14 protein-coding genes are annotated in these 16,089 nt (G+C 73.8%); 9 read left to right on the top strand and 5 right to left on the bottom strand.

Going from position 1 to position 16,089, the window contains the following annotated elements:
* Positions 1-12 precede the first annotated feature (12 nt).
* Positions 13-864 (bottom strand): MerR family transcriptional regulator, encoded by an 852-nt coding sequence (locus tag ACRYRX_RS18420; protein ID WP_432514195.1) that lies wholly within the window; start codon positions 862-864, stop codon positions 13-15.
* 64 nt (positions 865-928) lie between these two features.
* Here ACRYRX_RS18420 and ACRYRX_RS18415 point away from each other — a divergent pair, with 64 nt between their 5' ends.
* The 4 genes from ACRYRX_RS18415 to ACRYRX_RS18400 all read left to right on the top strand — a co-directional run bounded on the left by ACRYRX_RS18415 (position 929) and on the right by ACRYRX_RS18400 (position 3,379).
* Complete coding sequence (locus ACRYRX_RS18415; RefSeq protein ID WP_432514192.1) at positions 929-1,735, top strand: thymidylate synthase; 807 nt, start codon at positions 929-931, stop codon at positions 1,733-1,735.
* Complete coding sequence (locus ACRYRX_RS18410; RefSeq protein WP_432514190.1) at positions 1,735-2,226, top strand: dihydrofolate reductase; 492 nt, start codon at positions 1,735-1,737, stop codon at positions 2,224-2,226. Before ACRYRX_RS18415 ends, ACRYRX_RS18410 begins: the two co-directional genes overlap by 1 nt.
* Positions 2,227-2,304: 78 nt before the next feature.
* Positions 2,305-2,598 carry a hypothetical protein gene (locus tag ACRYRX_RS18405; RefSeq protein ID WP_432514187.1) on the top strand — a complete coding sequence of 98 codons (294 nt, stop codon included), beginning with the start codon at positions 2,305-2,307 and terminating at the stop codon, positions 2,596-2,598.
* Positions 2,599-2,662: 64 nt separating this feature from the next.
* Positions 2,663-3,379 (top strand): DsbA family oxidoreductase, encoded by a 717-nt coding sequence (locus ACRYRX_RS18400; RefSeq protein ID WP_432514186.1) that lies wholly within the window; start codon positions 2,663-2,665, stop codon positions 3,377-3,379.
* Positions 3,380-3,464: 85 nt separating this feature from the next.
* Here ACRYRX_RS18400 and ACRYRX_RS18395 read toward each other — a convergent pair whose 3' ends face one another.
* Complete coding sequence (locus ACRYRX_RS18395) at positions 3,465-4,043, bottom strand: TerD family protein (RefSeq protein WP_432514184.1); 579 nt, start codon at positions 4,041-4,043, stop codon at positions 3,465-3,467.
* Positions 4,044-4,052: 9 nt separating this feature from the next.
* Positions 4,053-4,637: a TetR-like C-terminal domain-containing protein gene (locus tag ACRYRX_RS18390; RefSeq protein ID WP_432514181.1), complete on the bottom strand. Its 585-nt coding sequence runs from the start codon at positions 4,635-4,637 to the stop codon at positions 4,053-4,055.
* Positions 4,638-4,725: 88 nt separating this feature from the next.
* On the opposite strand from ACRYRX_RS18390, the gene ACRYRX_RS18385 reads away from it, so the two are divergent.
* The 5 genes from ACRYRX_RS18385 (at position 4,726) to ACRYRX_RS18365 (ending at position 11,229) form a co-directional block, all read left to right on the top strand.
* The gene (locus ACRYRX_RS18385; RefSeq protein ID WP_432514179.1) at positions 4,726-5,973 is read left to right on the top strand and encodes an MFS transporter; all 1,248 of its coding nucleotides are present in this window, start codon (positions 4,726-4,728) and stop codon (positions 5,971-5,973) included.
* A 36-nt stretch (positions 5,974-6,009) separates the two neighbouring features.
* On the top strand, positions 6,010-6,252 hold the full coding sequence (locus ACRYRX_RS18380; protein WP_432514176.1) for a hypothetical protein: 243 nt from the start codon (positions 6,010-6,012) through the stop codon (positions 6,250-6,252).
* A 114-nt stretch (positions 6,253-6,366) separates the two neighbouring features.
* Positions 6,367-7,833: an amino acid permease gene (locus tag ACRYRX_RS18375; RefSeq protein WP_432514173.1), complete on the top strand. Its 1,467-nt coding sequence runs from the start codon at positions 6,367-6,369 to the stop codon at positions 7,831-7,833.
* 130 nt (positions 7,834-7,963) lie between these two features.
* Positions 7,964-9,253, top strand: coding sequence for a multidrug effflux MFS transporter (locus tag ACRYRX_RS18370; protein ID WP_432514170.1), 1,290 nt, complete (start codon positions 7,964-7,966; stop codon positions 9,251-9,253).
* Positions 9,250-11,229 (top strand): M13 family metallopeptidase, encoded by a 1,980-nt coding sequence (locus tag ACRYRX_RS18365; RefSeq protein WP_432514167.1) that lies wholly within the window; start codon positions 9,250-9,252, stop codon positions 11,227-11,229. Before ACRYRX_RS18370 ends, ACRYRX_RS18365 begins: the two co-directional genes overlap by 4 nt.
* Here the strand turns inward: ACRYRX_RS18365 and ACRYRX_RS18360 are convergent, their stop codons facing one another.
* Entirely contained in the window at positions 11,230-12,810 is a 1,581-nt protein-coding gene (locus tag ACRYRX_RS18360; protein ID WP_432514164.1) for a GGDEF domain-containing protein, read from the bottom strand.
* Between the two features lie 97 nt (positions 12,811-12,907).
* Positions 12,908-15,550, bottom strand: a complete 2,643-nt coding sequence (locus tag ACRYRX_RS18355; RefSeq protein WP_432514247.1) for an MGH1-like glycoside hydrolase domain-containing protein — start codon at positions 15,548-15,550, stop codon at positions 12,908-12,910.
* Positions 15,551-16,089: the final 539 nt, after the last annotated feature.

Here is a 16,089-nt window from a genome sequence, read left to right as displayed (position 1 = left end):
CAACCCGGCCGGTCAGACCCCGGCGTGCGGGCCCCGGGTGGCCGGTCCGACGGGGATCTGCAGCTCGGTGACCCCGTCGGACGGGTCCTCGGGGCAGTAGTCGAGGTACACCTCCCCGCCGAGCCCCAGCGGGCGGTGGCCGTTGTCCTCGATCCAGCGCGCGAGCACCTGCCAGGTGGCGTCCACCCCGTCCATCGGGCCGTGGTGGACGATCGTGGCCGCCCGCACCGGGGGCAGGTCGGTGACCTGCACGCCCCCGCGGGCCTCCTGGCGCGCGTCCACCACGACGCCGGCGTGCACGCGGACCGCCCCGCCGTCCCCGCCGTCCGCGTGCTCGTACCAGGCGACGCCCGGACCGGTGGGCCGGACGCCCGCCTCCGCGAGCCTGCGGTGCAGCTGCTCGTACAGGGGCTGGATGACGGGGCCGATGTCGTCCGGCTCGAAGCTCGCGGCCACCGCCGACAGCTCCGCGACGCGCACGGGGTCGGTGTCCTTCACGACGACGTCCTGGGTTCCCACGGTGCCCTCCTCCTCGATGACGCGGAGCCTCACCTCCACCGCCCGCAGCCGCGCGACGTCGGCCGCGACCTGCTCCGCCAGCTCCGCCCGGCGCAGCCGGAGCATGCCCTGCAGCTCCTGCACGCCGACCTCCTCGTCCAGGACGGCCCGGACCTGCTGGAGCGTGAGCCCCAGGTCCTTCAGGGCCAGGACGCGGTTGAGGCGGCTCAGCTGCGCGGCGCGGTACGAGCGGTAGCCGGTGACCGGGTCCACGACCGCGGGCGGCAGCAGGCCCAGGGCGTCGTAGTGGCGCAGCACGCGCACCGACACCCGGGCCAGGGCGGCGAACTCCCCGATGCTGAACATGGCACCTCCACCGTGGAGGCTGACACGGTGTGAGGGTCAAGGGGCAGGGCCTAGGCTCCTCGCCGTGGCTGACGCGCGCACCGACACCCAGTACGAGGACCTGCTCCGCCACGTCCTCGCCAACGGCACCCCCAAGTCCGACCGCACGGGCACCGGCACCCGCAGCGTCTTCGGCCACCAGCTGCGCTACGACCTGTCCGCGGGTTTCCCCCTGGTCACCACCAAGCGGGTCCACTTCAAGTCCGTGGCGCTGGAGCTGCTGTGGTTCCTGCGCGGCGACGGCAACGTGCGCTGGCTGCAGGAGCGCGGGGTGTCGATCTGGGACGAGTGGGCCGACGAGAACGGCGACCTCGGCCCCGTCTACGGCGTGCAGTGGCGGTCCTGGCCCACCCCCGACGGCCGGCACGTCGACCAGATCGCCGAGGTCCTGCACACGCTGCGGACGAACCCGGACTCGCGCCGCATGGTCGTCTCGGCGTGGAACGTCGCCGACCTCGACAAGATGGCGCTGGCCCCCTGCCACGCCTTCTTCCAGTTCCACGTGGCCGACGGCAAGCTGTCCTGCCAGCTGTACCAGCGCTCGGCGGACCTGTTCCTCGGCGTCCCGTTCAACATCGCCAGCTACGCGCTGCTGACGATGCTCGTCGCGGCCGAGGTCGGCCTGGAACCGGGTGACTTCGTGTGGACCGGCGGCGACGTCCACATCTACGACAACCACGTCGAGCAGGTCGCCGAGCAGCTGACCCGCGAGCCGTACCCGTTCCCGCGCCTGGAGATCGCCCGCAAGCCGATCTTCGACGTGCGGTACGAAGACCTCGAGGTCGTCGGGTACCGGCACCACCCCACGATCAAGGCGCCCGTGGCCGTCTGATGATCGGGCTGGTCTGGGCGCAGTCCGCGAACGGCGTCATCGGGGCCGACGGCCGCATCCCGTGGCGGGTCCCGGAGGACCTGGCGCACTTCTCGCAGCTCACCGGCGGCTCGACCGTCGTCATGGGTCGCGCCACCTGGGAGTCCCTGCCCGCCCGGTTCCGGCCGCTGCCCGGCCGCCGCAACCTCGTGCTGTCCCGCGACGCCGGCTACGACGCCCCCGGCGCCGAGGTCGTCACGGACCTGGACACCGCCCTGGGCTCGGCCGGCGACGTCTGGGTCGTGGGCGGGCACGCCGTCTACGAGGCGGCGCTCGCGCGCGCCGACGTGCTCGTGGTCACCGAGGTGGACCTGCACGTCGACGGCGACACGCGCGCGCCGGCGGTGGTCGAGCCGTGGCGGCCCGTGGAGGCGGGGGAGTGGCGGACGTCCTCGGCGGGCCCCCGGTTCCGGGTCGTGACGTGGCGCCGGGCGGACCGCCCGTCGCGGTGAACCACTGGCGCGGCAGGCGACCGCGTGCCACCGTGGGTCATCGAGCCCCTGCGGGGCTCCTGGCCGAAGGAGGCAGTCGTGGTGACGCTCTTCCTCTCGCTCGCGGTGATCGTGGTGGTGGCCGGTGTGGTCGGCCACCTGTGTTCGGCCTCCCGGCCCGGGGACCGCAGGCTCGGTCCCGCGGCCCCCTCGAGGCGGGACCGCTCCCACATCAGCTGGCCCGGTGTCCTCGGCGGCGACTCGGGTGCCTCCGGCGGCTACGTGAACCTGCCTGGCACCCACCACCACCACCACGCCGGCGGGTGGGGCTGGGGCGGGGACTCCAGCGGTTTCGGCGGCGACTCCGGCGGTGGTGGGGGCGGCGGCGACTGAGCCGTCCCGCGCACGTCACCCGGACGCGCGGAAGAGCGGCGCGTCCGGGGCGGTTGCGCTGGTCGTGAAGGTGGAGATCTGGTCCGACGTCGTCTGCCCGTGGTGCTACATCGGCAAGCGCCGGTTCGAGAGCGCGCTGCGCGACTTCGAGCACGCCGACGACGTCGAGGTGGTGTGGCGGTCCTTCGAGCTGGACCCGACGGCCGAGACCGTCCACGAGCGGGCCGACGGTCCGAGCGACGCCCACGTCCGCCGGCTGGCGGCGAAGTTCGGGCAGCCCGCCGGGCAGGTGGCGCAGATGGTCGCCCACGTCGACGCGACCGCGGCGGCCGAGGGCCTGGAGTTCCACCAGGACGTCTCGGTGCCCGCGAACACCGTCAAGGCCCACCAGCTGCTGCACCTGGCGGCCGACCGCGGCGTCCAGGGTGCCGTGAAGGAGCGCCTGCTGCGCGCCCACTTCACCGAGGGTGAGCCCGTCGGGGACGACGAGACCCTCGTCCGCCTCGGGGCGGAGGCCGGTCTGGACGCCGACGAGGCCCGGGCGGTGCTCGCCGAGGACCGCTACCTCGCGGCCGTGCGCGCCGACGTCGCCGAGGCCCGCGCCCTCGGGGCCCGCGGGGTGCCGTTCTTCGTCGTGGACCGCGCGTACGGGATCTCGGGTGCCCAGCCGGTGGAGCAGTTCGCGCAGGTCCTGCGCCGGGCGTGGGCCGAGAGCCACCCCCTGACCCTGGTCGGCGACCCCGCCGCCGACGCCTGCGGCCCGGACGGCTGCGCGATCTGACGGCGCACGGGGGGTTCGGATCGTTGGACCCACGCTCCCGATGAACGGCAGCGTGGGTTCAACGATCGCAACCCCGGCGGCCCGCTCAGGCGACGTCCACCCCGAAGTCCTGCGCGATCCCCCGCAGCCCGTTCGCGTACCCCTGCCCCACGGCGCGGAACTTCCACTCCCCGCCGTACCGGTACACCTCGCCGAACACCATGGCGGTCTCGGTGGAGGCGTCCTCGGACAGGTCGTAGCGGACGACCTCGCTGCCGTCGACGCGGTTGACCATGCGGATGAAGGCGTTGACGACCTGCCCGAAGCTCTGGCGGCGGGCTTCGGCGTCGTGGATGGAGACGGCGAACACGATCTTCTCGACGTTCGCGGGGACGGAGCCGAGGTCCACCTCGATGGTCTCGTCGTCGCCCTCGCCCTCACCGGTGCGGTTGTCGCCGGTGTGCCGGACGGACCCGTCGGGGCTGGTGAGCTGGTTGTAGAAGACGAAGTGGGCGTCGGACAGGACCTTCCCGCCCGCTCCGAGCATCAGCGCGCTGGCGTCGAGGTCGAAGTCGAGGCCGGTGGTGGTGCGCACGTCCCAGCCGAGGCCGACGAGGGCTTCGTCGAGGTTCGGGGCCACCTTGGCCAGCGAGACGTTTCCACCTTTGGCGAGAGTCACACCCATGGCGTGAACCTACCCGGGCGGGCTGGACGCCGCCTGAGCGAGGAGCCGGTCGACGAGGACGTCGACGGACGGCGCGGGCAGCCCGAACAGGGCCCGGAAGTAGACGGGCGCGACGAGGTGGTCGAGGACGCGGGTGGCGGTGGGGGTGTCCTCCCCGCGGGCCGCGGCGGCGGCCAGGAGGGCTTCGGCCTGGGCGTTGCGGCCGGCGAGGCACGCCGAGCGGGCGGACTCGGCCCCGTCGGGGGCGCCGGGGTCGGCGGGCCCGGCGGTGACGGCGGCGCGCAGCAGGGCGAGTTCGGCGGGGCGGGCGGCCTGCTCGGCGAGGGCGGCGCCCCAGGCGCGCAGGTCGCCGCGCAGGGTGCCGGTGTCGGGGACGTCGCCGCTGGTGCCGAACCGGAGGAGGGCGGTGTCGGCCAGGAGGGCGGCGACGTCGCCCCAGCGTCGGTAGACGCTGGTGGCGTTGACGCCGGCGCGGGCGGCGACCCGGGGGACGGTGACGGAGCCGCCGTCGGTGAGGAGTTCCTCGACGGCGCGGTGGACCGCGGCCGTGACCTTGGCGCTGCGCCCGCCGGGACGCGCCATCGTCGGCGTCATGCCCCGACCTTAACGCAGTGGACGTTGCGTTAGTCCCGGGTGCGGAGTAGTTTCCCGGAGACACCTCCCCGACGGTCTGGAGCGACCCGTGCCCCGCACACCCCGAACCGGGACGGGTTTCAGGCTCGTCGCCCTCACCCTCGGCCTCCTCGTCGCCGCGAGCGCCGCGCCCTCGCCGATCCTGCCGGTCTACGAGGAGCTGTGGGGCCTGGGCCCGACCGCCGTGACCGTCGTCTTCGCCGTCTACGCCGCCGTCCTGCTCGTCGCGCTGCTCACCGTGGGGTCCCTGTCGGACCACCTCGGCCGCCGCCCCGTCGTGCTCGTCGCCCTCGCCGGGGTCGCCGCGTCCCTGGTCGTCCTCGCCGAGGCCCATGGGGTGGGGGCCCTCGTCGCCGGCCGCGCCCTGCAGGGGTTCTGCACCGGCACCGCCCTCGGCGCCCTCGGCGCGTGGCTGCTCGACCTCGCCGGGCCCGGCCGCGGCCCGGCCGCCCAGCTCGTCAACGGCGCCGTCCCCCCGGCCGGCCTGACCGTCGGGGGGCTCGGCGCCGGGCTGCTGGTGCAGTTCGCCCCGGCGCCCACCGAGCTGACGTACCTGCTGCTGGCCGCGCTGCTCGCCGTCGCCTCCGTCCTCGTCGCGTGCACCCCCGACGTGGCCGACCGCGTCCCCGGCGCGCTGCGCTCGCTGCGCCCCGTCGTGCACCTGCCCGCGGCCTCCCGCGCGGCGTTCACCACCAGCCTGCCCGGGTTCCTCGGCAGCTGGGGGCTGGGCGGCCTGTGCATGGGCCTGGGCCCGTCCGTGGTCGCCGGGGTCCTGGGCCTGCACGACCACGTCGCCGGTGGTCTGGTCGTCGCCGCGGTCGCCGGCGTGGGGGCGGTCACCGGCGTCCTGACCCGCCACCGCGCCCCCGCCCGCGTCCTCACCCTGGGGATGGCCGCGCTCGTCGTCGGGCCGCTCGTCCTGACCGCCGGGCTCGCCGCCACCTCGGCCCCGGCGTTCTACGCCGGTGCGCTGCTGTCCGGGATCGGGTTCGGCGCCGGGTTCCAGGGCGCGCTGCGCGCGGTCCTGGCCACCGCTCCCGCCCACGAACGGGCCGGGGTCCTGTCCGCCGTGTACGTCGTCAGCTACCTCGCCTTCGGCGTGCCCGCCGTCGTCGCCGGCCTGCTCGTCCCGCACCTGGGGCTGCGCGAGGTCGTCGACGGCTACGCCGCCCTCGTCGTGCTCGCCGGGGTCGGCGGCCTGCTGCTGCTGGCCCGCGCCCGCCGGACCCCGGCAGCGGCCGTGCCCGCCCAGGCCCGCCGCACCGCGCCCGTCCGCCCGCTCGACGAGAACGTCTGAGTCAAGGGCCGGGCACCGCCTGCCGATCACCACCGCATGACCCTCCGCGCCGGTCAGCGCATCGCCTTCAGCGGCCACTTCCTGGCCGCGCGGTCCGACCTCGCCGCCCGCGCCGAGCGGGCCGGGCTGCACGTGGACGACGCCGTCACCGCGGCCACCGACGTCCTCGTCGCCAACGACGCGGGCTCGGGTTCGGCCGCCGTCCGCGCCGCCCTCGCCCTGGGCGTCCCCGTCCTCGACGAGTACTCCTTCGACGCGCTCGTGCTCGCCGCCGCCTGATCGGACCCGCGCCCCGGGACGGGCCCCCGGGACAGGCCCCGGCATGCGCGGGAGATCCGGAGGTGGTTGCCTTCCCCGGTCCAGCCCGCACGGGCACGGTGGAGGGGAGACGGCATGTCAGCCGGAGGCAACGAGGCCCAGCGGGACTTCTCGCACGAGGACGGCGGCCTGCACAAGGGCCTGAAGAACCGCCAGCTGCAGATGATCGCCATCGGCGGCGCCATCGGCACCGGCCTGTTCCTCGGCGCCGGCGGGCGCCTGGCCGGCGCCGGCCCCGGCCTGTTCCTCGTCTACGGCGTGTGCGGGTTCTTCGTGTTCCTCATCCTGCGCGCCCTCGGTGAACTCGTCCTGCACCGCCCCTCCTCGGGGTCCTTCGTCTCCTACGCCCGGGAGTTCTACGGCGAGAAGGCCGCCTTCGTGGCCGGGTGGATGTACTGGTTCAACTGGGCGATGACGGCCATCGTCGACATCACCGCCATCGCGCTCTACCTGCACTACTGGGACGCCTTCTCCTCCGCGCCCCAGTGGCTGCTGGCCCTGGCCGCGCTCGTCGTCGTCCTCGGCCTCAACCTCGTCTCGGTGAAGATCTTCGGCGAGATGGAGTTCTGGTTCGCCCTGATCAAGGTCGTCGCGCTGACCGCGTTCCTGGTCGTCGGCGTCGTCTTCCTCGCCGGCCGGTTCCCCGTCGACGGCCAGAGCACCGGCCTGAGCGTCGTCAGCGGCAACGGCGGCTGGTTCCCCTCCGGCGTCGTCCCGCTCGTCGTCGTCGTCTCCGGGGTCGTCTTCGCCTACGCCGCGGTCGAGCTCGTCGGCACCGCCGCCGGGGAGACCGAGAACCCCGAGAAGATCATGCCGCGCGCCATCAACACCGTGATCGTCCGCATCGTGGTCTTCTACTGCGGCTCGCTGGTCCTGCTCGCGCTGCTGCTGCCGTACACCGCCTACAGCGCCGACGAGAGCCCCTTCGTCACGTTCTTCTCCAAGCTCGGCGTCCCCGGCGCCGGGGACGTCATGAACTTCGTCGTCCTCACCTCCGCGCTGTCCAGCCTCAACGCCGGGCTCTACTCCACCGGCCGCATCGTGCGCTCGATGTCCATGAACGGCTCCGCCCCGCGGTTCGCCGCCAAGCTCAACTCCGGCGGCGTGCCCTTCGGCGGGATCGCGATCACCGGGGTCGTCGCCGTCCTCGGCGTCGGCCTGAACTACCTCGCCCCCGGCCGCGCCTTCGAGATCGTCCTCAACGCCTCCGCGCTCGGCATCATCGCCAGCTGGGGCACCATCGTGCTGTGTCAGCTGAAGCTGCACCGCTGGGCGCGGGCGGGCATCGTCCAGCGCCCGTCGTACCGGCTCCCCGGCGCGCCCTGGACCGGCTACGCGGTGCTGGCCTTCCTCGTCGCCGTCCTCGCGATCATGGCCTACGACGAGTCCAGCCGCCCCACGATCTACGCCCTCGGCGTCATCGTCCCCCTCCTCGTCGCCGGCTGGTTCGCCGTCCGCGGGCGCGTCCTGGCCGCCGCCGAGGAGCGCCTGGGCTACACCGGCGAGTTCCCCGTCAAGGCCGACCGGCCCCGGCGGGACTGATCCCCGGAACGAACAGGACGCCGCCGCCCCCCTCGGCCTAGGCTGCGGGGGACGGCGGCGTCCTGCCCCGTCCTGCCCGCCCGGCGCTGTGCGGTGCACCGTCGACGAGGCCCCCTGAGGACACCCGCGCATGACCGCGCCCACCACCGCGCCCACCGGCGCCGCCGCCCCCGTCCGCCGACCCTCCACGGTCGGGCTCGTCGTCCTCCTCGGCGCCATGGCCGCGCTGGGGGCGGTGACGATCGACCTGTACCTGCCGTCCCTGCCCGAGGTCGCGGTCGACCTCGGCACCACCGAGGCCCGCACCCAGCTGACCATCACCGGCGTCCTCGTCGGCTCCGCCCTCGGCCAGCTCGTCGTCGGGCCGCTGTCCGACGCCTTCGGCCGCCGCCGCCCCGCCGCCGCCGGGTTCGTCGTCTACGTCGTCGCGACCCTGCTGTGCGCGATCGCCCCGAACCTGCCCACCCTCGTCGCCTTCCGCGTCCTGTCCGGCGTCGGCGCCTCCGCCGGCGCCGTCATCGGCATGGCCGTCATCCGCGACCTGTTCACCGGCCCCGCCGCCTCCCGGCTGCAGTCCCGCCTCGTCCTCGTCATCGGCGTCGCGCCCCTGCTGGCCCCCAGCGTCGGCGGCGCCATCGCCGCCCGCACCGGCTGGCGGCCCGTGCTGGCGCTGCTCGCCGTCGCCGGCCTCGGGGTCCTGCTCGCGGTGTGGCGCAAGCTGCCCGAGACCCGCCCCGAGCTGCGCGACACCGCCGGGCAGGCCCGCGCCGAGGGCGGGCAGACCCCCGTCACCCCGCCGCGGCGCCAGCGCGTGCTGCGTACCTTCACCGGCTACGGCGCCCTGCTGCGCGACCGCCGCTTCCTCGCCCTCGCGGTCATGCCCGGCCTGGCGATGGCGACGATCATGGCCTACGTCTCGACGTCCGTCTTCGTCCTGCAGGACGGCTTCGGCCTCACCGGCACCGGCTTCGCGATCTACTTCGCCGTCAACGGCACCGCCCTCATCGGCGGCACCCAGGTCAACGCCGCGGTCGTCGAGCGCTTCGGCTCCGCCCGCCTGCTGCGCGTCGGGGTGCTGGCCGCCCTCGTCTTCGGCCTGGCCCTCACCGCGTCGCTGCTGGCCCGCACCGACCAGCTGCTCCTGTTCGCCGTCCCGCTGTACCTGCTGCTGCTGTCGCTGGGCCTGATCATGCCCAACGCGGTGACCCTCGCCCTGGAGCCCTACGGCGACAGCGCCGGCGCCGCCGCGGCCCTCGTCACGGCCCTGCAGTCCGGCGTCGGCGGGCTCGTCGGGGTCCTCGTGGGCGTCCTGGGCGGCGACGAGCACGCCACCGGCGTCGTCATCGGCGCCGCGGTCGTCCTGAACCTCGTGCTCCTGCTCTCCGTCCGGCGCAGCACCCGGCCTAGTGTGAGGTCATGAGCTCGATCACGGACGCCCAGCCCGCGGGAAGCGACCTCGACCCCTCGGTCCGCCCCCAGGACGACCTCTTCCGCCACGTCAACGGCCGCTGGCTCGCCACGACCGAGATCCCCGACGACCGCGCCGTCGACGGGGCCTTCATCCGGCTGCGCGACCAGTCCGAGGCCGAGTGCCGCGCCATCGTGGAGGCCGCCGCCGCGGCCGCCGCCTCCGGGGAGGCCCCCACCGGCTCCGTGCGGCAGAAGATCGGCGACCTGTTCGCCAGCTTCATGGACACCGACCGCGTCGAGGCGCTCGGCGCCACCCCGCTGGACCCCGAGCTGGCCGCCGTCGACGCCGTCACCGACCACGCCGGGCTCGTCCGGCTCCTGGGCACCTTCGAGCGCTCCGGCGTCGGCGGCCCCTTCGCCTACTGGGTCGACACCGACAACGCCAAGTCCGACGAGTACGTCGTCTACGTCACCCAGGCCGGCCTCGGCCTGCCCGACGAGTCGTACTACCGCGAGGAGCAGTACGCCGAGGTCCGCGACGCCTACCGCGCGCACGTCGAGCGCATCCTCACCCTCGGCCGCCGCCCCGACCCCGCCGGTGCCGCCCAGCGGGTCCTGGACCTGGAGACGGCGCTCGCGGCCCACCACTGGGACCGCGTGAGGAACCGCGACGCGAACGCGACGTACAACAAGGTCGACCGCGCCGGCCTGGATGCGCTGCTGCCCGGGATCGACCTGTCGCAGTGGCTGGACGCCGCGCAGCTGCCCGCCTCCGCGTTCGCCCAGGTCGTCGTCCGGCAGCCCGGCTACCTGACCGGCATGGCCGAGGTCCTGCTCGCCACGCCCGTGGAGACGTGGAGGGACTGGCTGGGCTGGCGCGTCCTGCACCAGGCCGCGGCGTTCCTGTCGGCCGACTTCGTGGAGGAGAACTTCGCGTTCTACGGCACCAGGCTCACCGGTGCCCCGCAGCTGCGGGAGCGGTGGAAGCGGGGGGTCGGGCTGGTCGAGGGCAGCCTCGGGGAGGCCCTGGGCGAGCTGTACGTGGGTGAGCACTTCCCGCCGGCGGCCAAGGAGCGCATGGAGCAGCTCGTGGCGAACCTCGTCGAGGCGTACCGCCAGGACATCGAGGCGCTGGACTGGATGACGCGCGAGACGAAGGACCGCGCGCTGGAGAAGCTGTCGCGGTTCACGCCGAAGATCGGCCACCCGGACCGGTGGCGGGACTACTCGGCGCTGACGATCGACCGCTCGGACCTGCTGGGCAACGTGCGGCGCGCGTTCGCCTTCGAGGTCGACCGCGAGCTCGCCAAGCTTGGTGCCCCGGTGGACCGCGACGAGTGGTTCATGACCCCGCAGACGGTCAACGCCTACTACAACCCCGGCATGAACGAGATCGTCTTCCCGGCGGCGATCCTGCGCCCGCCGTTCTTCTCCCTGGACGCCGACGACGCCGAGAACTACGGCGGCATCGGGGCGGTCATCGGCCACGAGATCGGTCACGGCTTCGACGACCAGGGCTCGAAGTACGACGGCCTGGGCAACCTCAACGACTGGTGGACCGACGCCGACCGCGCCGAGTTCGGGAAGCGGACCCAGGCCCTCATCGACCAGTACGACGCCCTCGAACCGCCGGAGACGCCCGGCAAGCACGTCAACGGCGCCCTCACGGTCGGGGAGAACATCGGCGACCTGGGCGGTCTGACGATCGCGCACAAGGCGTACGAGATCGCCCTGGGCGGCGAGCCGGCCCCCGTGGTGGACGGCCTGACCGGCAGCCAGCGGCTGTTCTTCGGCTGGGCGCGGGTGTGGTGCGGGAAGGTCCGCCCGGCCGAGGTGGAGCGCCGGCTGGCGATCGACCCGCACTCCCCGCCGGAGTTCCGCTGCAACGCCGTGGTCCGCAACCTCTCGGAGTTCCACGAGGCGTTCGGCACCACCGAGGGCGACGGGCTGTGGCTGGACCCGGCCGAGCGCGTGCGGATCTGGTAGTCAGTCCGCGAGCGCGACCCGGTCGCGGCCGCCGCCCTTGGCCTCGTACAGGGCGCGGTCGGCCGCGAGCAGCAGCTCGTCGGGCGTGGTGCCGTGGTCGGGGGCGGTCGCGACCCCGGCGCTGATGGTGACGCGCAGCGCCTCGACCTCCACCCGCACCCGGGCGCACGCCGCCCGCAGCTCCTCCGCGCGCCGCCGGGCCGCGGCGGCGCCCAGGTGCGGCAGCAGGACGACGAACTCCTCCCCGCCGTAGCGGACGACGTCCTCGGGCCGGGCGTGGGCGCTGAGCGCCCCGGCCACCGCGACGAGGACCTCGTCGCCGACGGCGTGCCCGTGGGTGTCGTTGACGGCCTTGAAGTGGTCGACGTCGAGCAGGACGAGGGACAGCGGCTGACCGGTCGCGGTGGCCGTCCGCAGCCGGTCGGCGAGGTCGTCGACGAACCGCCGGCGGTTGCGCAGCCCGGTGAGGGGGTCGCGGGCGGCTTCCTCGGCCAGCTCGGCCCGCAGGTGCTCGATGGTGGCGACCTGCTCGCGCAGCCGGGCGTTGGCCCGTTCCAGCGCACGCGCCGCCTCCAGCTGCTCGGTGACGTCGCGCGCGACGACGACCCGGCCCAGGACCCGCCCGCGGTCGTCGCGGATCCAGCGGGTGCGGACGTCGACGTGGGCGCCGCTGCGCAGGGCGACGACGGCGTCCCCGTCCCCGTCGCCGACGGCGCGCGCGAGCGCGGGTTCGACGGACCCGGCGAACGCCCGGCCGATGATCTCCCCGCCCGGGCAGCCCTCCCGGCGGACGAGGTCGTCCCCGGCGGGGTTGACGTCGACGAGCCGTTCGCGGGCGTCGACGACGAACACCGCGTCGGTGACGGTCTGCACGACGAGCGAGCGCGCGACGGGGACGAGCCGCAGCAGGTCCTGCTGGAGCACGGCGTAGGCGAACAGGACCCCGGTGACGGCGAAGGCCACCGGGGTGACGTCGACCTCGACGAGGTCGCCGAGGAAGACGACGGCCAGGTTGGCCGTGAACGGCGCCGCGATCGCGACGAGCATGGTGGTCGCCTGCCGCCGCAGCAGGCCGCGGGTCTGGCGGCGCAGCTGGTGCAGGGTGGACGCCGCGCTGAGGACGACCAGGTAGCAGTAGGCGGTGTGGACCCAGAACAGCGGCCCGGCGGTGACCCGGCGCCGCTCGGGGTCGCCGACGTGGTCGACGGTGGCGTGGAACCAGTGCAGGTGGGGGTCCAGGGCCACGACGACGACGAGCAGCACGGGTTCGACGCCGAGGGCCAGGACCCGTCGCGCCGTGAGCCTGCGTCCGCTCACGGCGTCGACGAACAGCCGCAGCGACAGGACGGTGGCCCCGATCCCGAGGAACTGGGGCAGGACCAGGGCGTCGAGCCAGGGCCGCGGCACGCCGGAGTTCATCAGCACGACCGCCAGGCCCCACAGGGTGACGGACGCCAGCGCGGCGGTCAGCGGCAGCGCGGCGGGCGTGTCCCGCCGGCGCCGGAGGGTGAGCACGCCGGTGGCCGCGGTGGTGGCCGAGGCGACGGCGATGAGGAGCGCGAGCGGTGCCGTCGACGTCATCGACGCGTTCGCCCTCCCTGGCTCCGGGCGGCCCGGTGGCCGCCGCCCCCCAGGGTGCCACCGGCCACCGACACGCGGGCGGGTCCGGGCCGGGCGGTCACCGTCCCGGCGGGGTCAGCGGCAGCCGCGGGTGCAGCAGGTGGGCGACGAGGGCGGTCCAGCCGGTCTGGTGGGTCGCCCCGAGCCCTTCGCCGGTGTCGCCGTCGAAGTACTCGTTGAAGGTGATGTGATCGCGCCACAGGGGGTCGTCGGTGGCTTCGATGCGCTGGCCGTCGGCCGGCCGGCGGCCGTCGACGGGCCGGAACAGGTTGACGAGGCTCTCGTCGATGAGGTCGGCGCCCTGGACGAGGTTGATGCGCTTGCCCGACCCCTTGGGCACCTCGATGGTCAGGTCGTCGCCGAAGAAGCGGCCGAGGGTGCGCAGCTTGTCGGCGAGCAGGACGTTGACGGGGAACCAGATGGGGCCACGCCAGTTGGAGTTGCCGCCGAACATCCCGGTCCGCGACTCCCCGGGTTCGTAGACGACCGAGGAGCTCTGCCCCTCGACGGACGTCCAGACCTCCTCCTTGACGGCGGCGGACAGCGAGCGCAGGCCGTACGGGGAGAGGAACTGCTCGCTGTCGAAGGCCCGCTCGAGCAGCCGGACGAGTCGCGGCTTGTCGACGAGGGAGAGCAGCATCTGCCGGCCCTCGGGGGTGGAGCGGGTCAGCAGCGGCAGCGTCAGGTCGGGGCGGCGCTTCTGGAGCCAGCGCAGGCGGGCGGTGAGGTCGGGGGTCTCCTCGGCGATCCACGACGGCACGTCGGTCGACCCCAGGATCGGCAGGAGCCCGACCATCGAGGGCACGCGCATCGGCTCGGCGCGGCCGTCGGGGTGCAGCAGGACGTCGTAGAAGAAGCCGTCCTCCTCGTCCCACAGCGAGGTGTCGGTGGCGCCGAAGGAGGTCATGGCCTGGGCGATGGACAGGAAGTGCTCGAGGAACTTGGTGGCGGCGTCCTCCCAGGCGGGGTCGTGCCGGGACAGCTCCAGGGCGATCTTGAACATCTGCTGGCAGTAGAAGGCCATCCAGCTGGTGGCGTCGGACTGCTCCAGGCGGTACCCGGGGGGCAGCTCGGCGGAGCGGTCGAACAGGCCGATGTTGTCCATCCCGAGGAAGCCGCCCTCGAAGAGGTTGGAACCGCTGGCGTCCTTGCGGTTGACCCACCACGAGAAGTTCAGCAGCAGCTTGGTGAAGACGCGGACGAGGAAGCCCTGGTCGCGGTACCCGTCGAGGCGGTAGACGTGCCAGGCGGCCCAGGCGTGCACGGGCGGGTTGACGTCGCCGAAGGCCCACTCGTAGGCGGGGAGCTGCCCGTTGGGGTGCATGGACCACTCGCGGCACATGAGCACGAGCTGTTCCTTGGCGAAGTCGGGGTCGACGTGGGCCAGCGGGATGGCGTGGAAGGCCAGGTCCCACGCGGCGAACCAGGGGTACTCCCACTCGTCGGGCATGGAGATGACGTCGGCCAGGGACAGGTGGGTCCAGGAGACGTTGCGGGCGCCGCGGGCCTTGCGGGACTCGGGGGCCGGTTCGGTCTCGGGGTCGCCGCCCAGCCACTGCCGCACGTCGTAGCGGTAGAGCTGCTTGGTCCACAGCAGCCCGGCGTAGGCGCGGCGGGCGATGTGGCGGTCGGAGTCGGACAGGCCGGGGTGGATGACCTCGTCGTAGAACTCGTCGGCCTCGGCGCGGCGGTCGTGCAGGACGGCGTCGTACCCGGGCCCGAAGGTGCCCTGGCTGGGCGCGCGCGGGGACAGCCGCAGGCGCACCTCGACGGTCTCGCCGGGGGCGACGGAGTCGAAGGAGTACCAGAACGCGGCCTTGGTGCCGGTGCGCCGGGGGTTCACGGCCGCGACGTCGCCGTGGACGATGCGGCGGTCGATGCCGTCCTTGGTGTAGCGGGTGGGGTTGGACGCGGCGCCGAAGAGCTCGACGAGGTTGGACTCGTTCTCGCAGAACAGCACCTCGGGGGAGCCCTGGGCGCTGACGTGGTACCGGCCGAGGTGCCCGTGCTCGCACTCGACGTCCTCGAGGCCGCCGACGGCCAGGGTGGGGGGGAGGACCTGGCTCATCGTCCCCCGGCGTCGGTCCCAGCCCCAGGCCCAGGTGTTGCGGAACCAGACCTGGGGGACGAGGTCGAGGGGGGCGGGGTCGGGTCCGTGGTTGGTGGCGGCCACGACCATGCACAGGTCGTCGGGCCCGGCCTTGGCGTAGGTGACGGTGACGTCGAAGAACCGGTTCTCGTCCAGGACGCCGGTGTCGCCGAGCTCGTACTCGCGCTCGTCGCGCCCGCGGCGGGCGTTCTCCTCCCGAAGCTTCGCGTAGGGGAACTCGGCCTGCGGGTAGCGGTAGAGCCACTGCATCCAGGAGTGGCTGGGGGTGCCGTCCAGGGCCCACCAGTACTCCTTGGCGTCCTCGCCGTGGTTGCCCTCGCCGTTGGTGAGGCCGAAGAGGCGTTCCTTGAGGAAGGGGTCCTTCCGGTTCCACAGGGCCACCCCGAGGTTGAGGAACCCGAAGCGGTCGCAGACCGCGCCGAGGCCGTCCTCGCCCCAGCGGTAGGCGCGGGAGCGGGCCTGGTCGAAGGGGAAGGCGGTCCAGGCGTCACCGCCGGGGGTGTAGTCCTCGCGGACGGTGCCCCACTGGCGGCCGGCGACGTAGGGACCCCACAGGCGCCAGGGGCCGTCGGCGCCGGGGGACTCGGCCATGCGGCCGTGTTCGACGCTGCGCCGGGAGCGCCGGTGCTGACGCCCGTCACCTCCCCGGTCGGCCTGGTCGCGCTGGCCGGGGGCGTGCGCGCCGTGCTGGGGCGCCGGCTCGTGGGACTCAGTGGCCTCGGTCACCCCTCCAGTCTCCCAACGATCACCGGCTGACGCGTGGTGAGCGGCGAGCCTGGCGGAACCGCTTGTCCCGCAACGGGTCCACCCAGATGGTCGAGGGCGATTTGCCTACCCGACGCCCCGCCGTCTAATGTTCTTCATGTCGCCGCGAGCAACGGGGCGGACGCCGAGAGCCACGAGCTCGAGGGGTTCGACTGGAGCGAGCGTCGCCGGATGCCTCAGCTGAGGTCAGGTTGAAGTTCGGCCTGGTTCTCGGTTAAGGTGGGGAAGTTGCCCCTATTCCGCTGGCCCTGTTCGGGGTGTGGTCGGGGTGGGTGCGTCCGGTTCTTGAGAACTCAACAGTGTGCCATAAATGTTGATGCCAATGCATTAACCCCCAATGACCGCTCATCCTGTGTGGTGGGTGG

Origin of the sequence: Kineococcus lubricus (assembly GCF_050871965.1) — a bacterium.
Taxonomy (GTDB): domain Bacteria; phylum Actinomycetota; class Actinomycetes; order Actinomycetales; family Kineococcaceae; genus Kineococcus.
This window is presented reverse-complemented; position numbering and strand designations above follow the sequence as displayed.

Bases quoted from the DNA above. Each gene is read 5' to 3' on its own strand.
- ACRYRX_RS18410 (WP_432514190.1), top strand. From the start codon at position 1,735: ATGATCGGGCTGGTCTGGGCGCAGTCCGCGAACGGCGTCATCGGGGCC.
- ACRYRX_RS18365 (WP_432514167.1), top strand. From the start codon at position 9,250: ATGAGCTCGATCACGGACGCCCAGCCCGCGGGAAGCGACCTCGACCCC.
- ACRYRX_RS18375 (WP_432514173.1), top strand. From the start codon at position 6,367: ATGTCAGCCGGAGGCAACGAGGCCCAGCGGGACTTCTCGCACGAGGAC.
- ACRYRX_RS18370 (WP_432514170.1), top strand. From the start codon at position 7,964: ATGACCGCGCCCACCACCGCGCCCACCGGCGCCGCCGCCCCCGTCCGC.
- ACRYRX_RS18355 (WP_432514247.1), bottom strand. From the start codon at position 15,550: ATGGCCGAGTCCCCCGGCGCCGACGGCCCCTGGCGCCTGTGGGGTCCC.
- ACRYRX_RS18380 (WP_432514176.1), top strand. From the start codon at position 6,010: ATGACCCTCCGCGCCGGTCAGCGCATCGCCTTCAGCGGCCACTTCCTG.
- ACRYRX_RS18395 (WP_432514184.1), bottom strand. From the start codon at position 4,043: ATGGGTGTGACTCTCGCCAAAGGTGGAAACGTCTCGCTGGCCAAGGTG.
- ACRYRX_RS18360 (WP_432514164.1), bottom strand. From the start codon at position 12,810: ATGACGTCGACGGCACCGCTCGCGCTCCTCATCGCCGTCGCCTCGGCC.
- ACRYRX_RS18420 (WP_432514195.1), bottom strand. From the start codon at position 864: ATGTTCAGCATCGGGGAGTTCGCCGCCCTGGCCCGGGTGTCGGTGCGC.
- ACRYRX_RS18390 (WP_432514181.1), bottom strand. From the start codon at position 4,637: ATGACGCCGACGATGGCGCGTCCCGGCGGGCGCAGCGCCAAGGTCACG.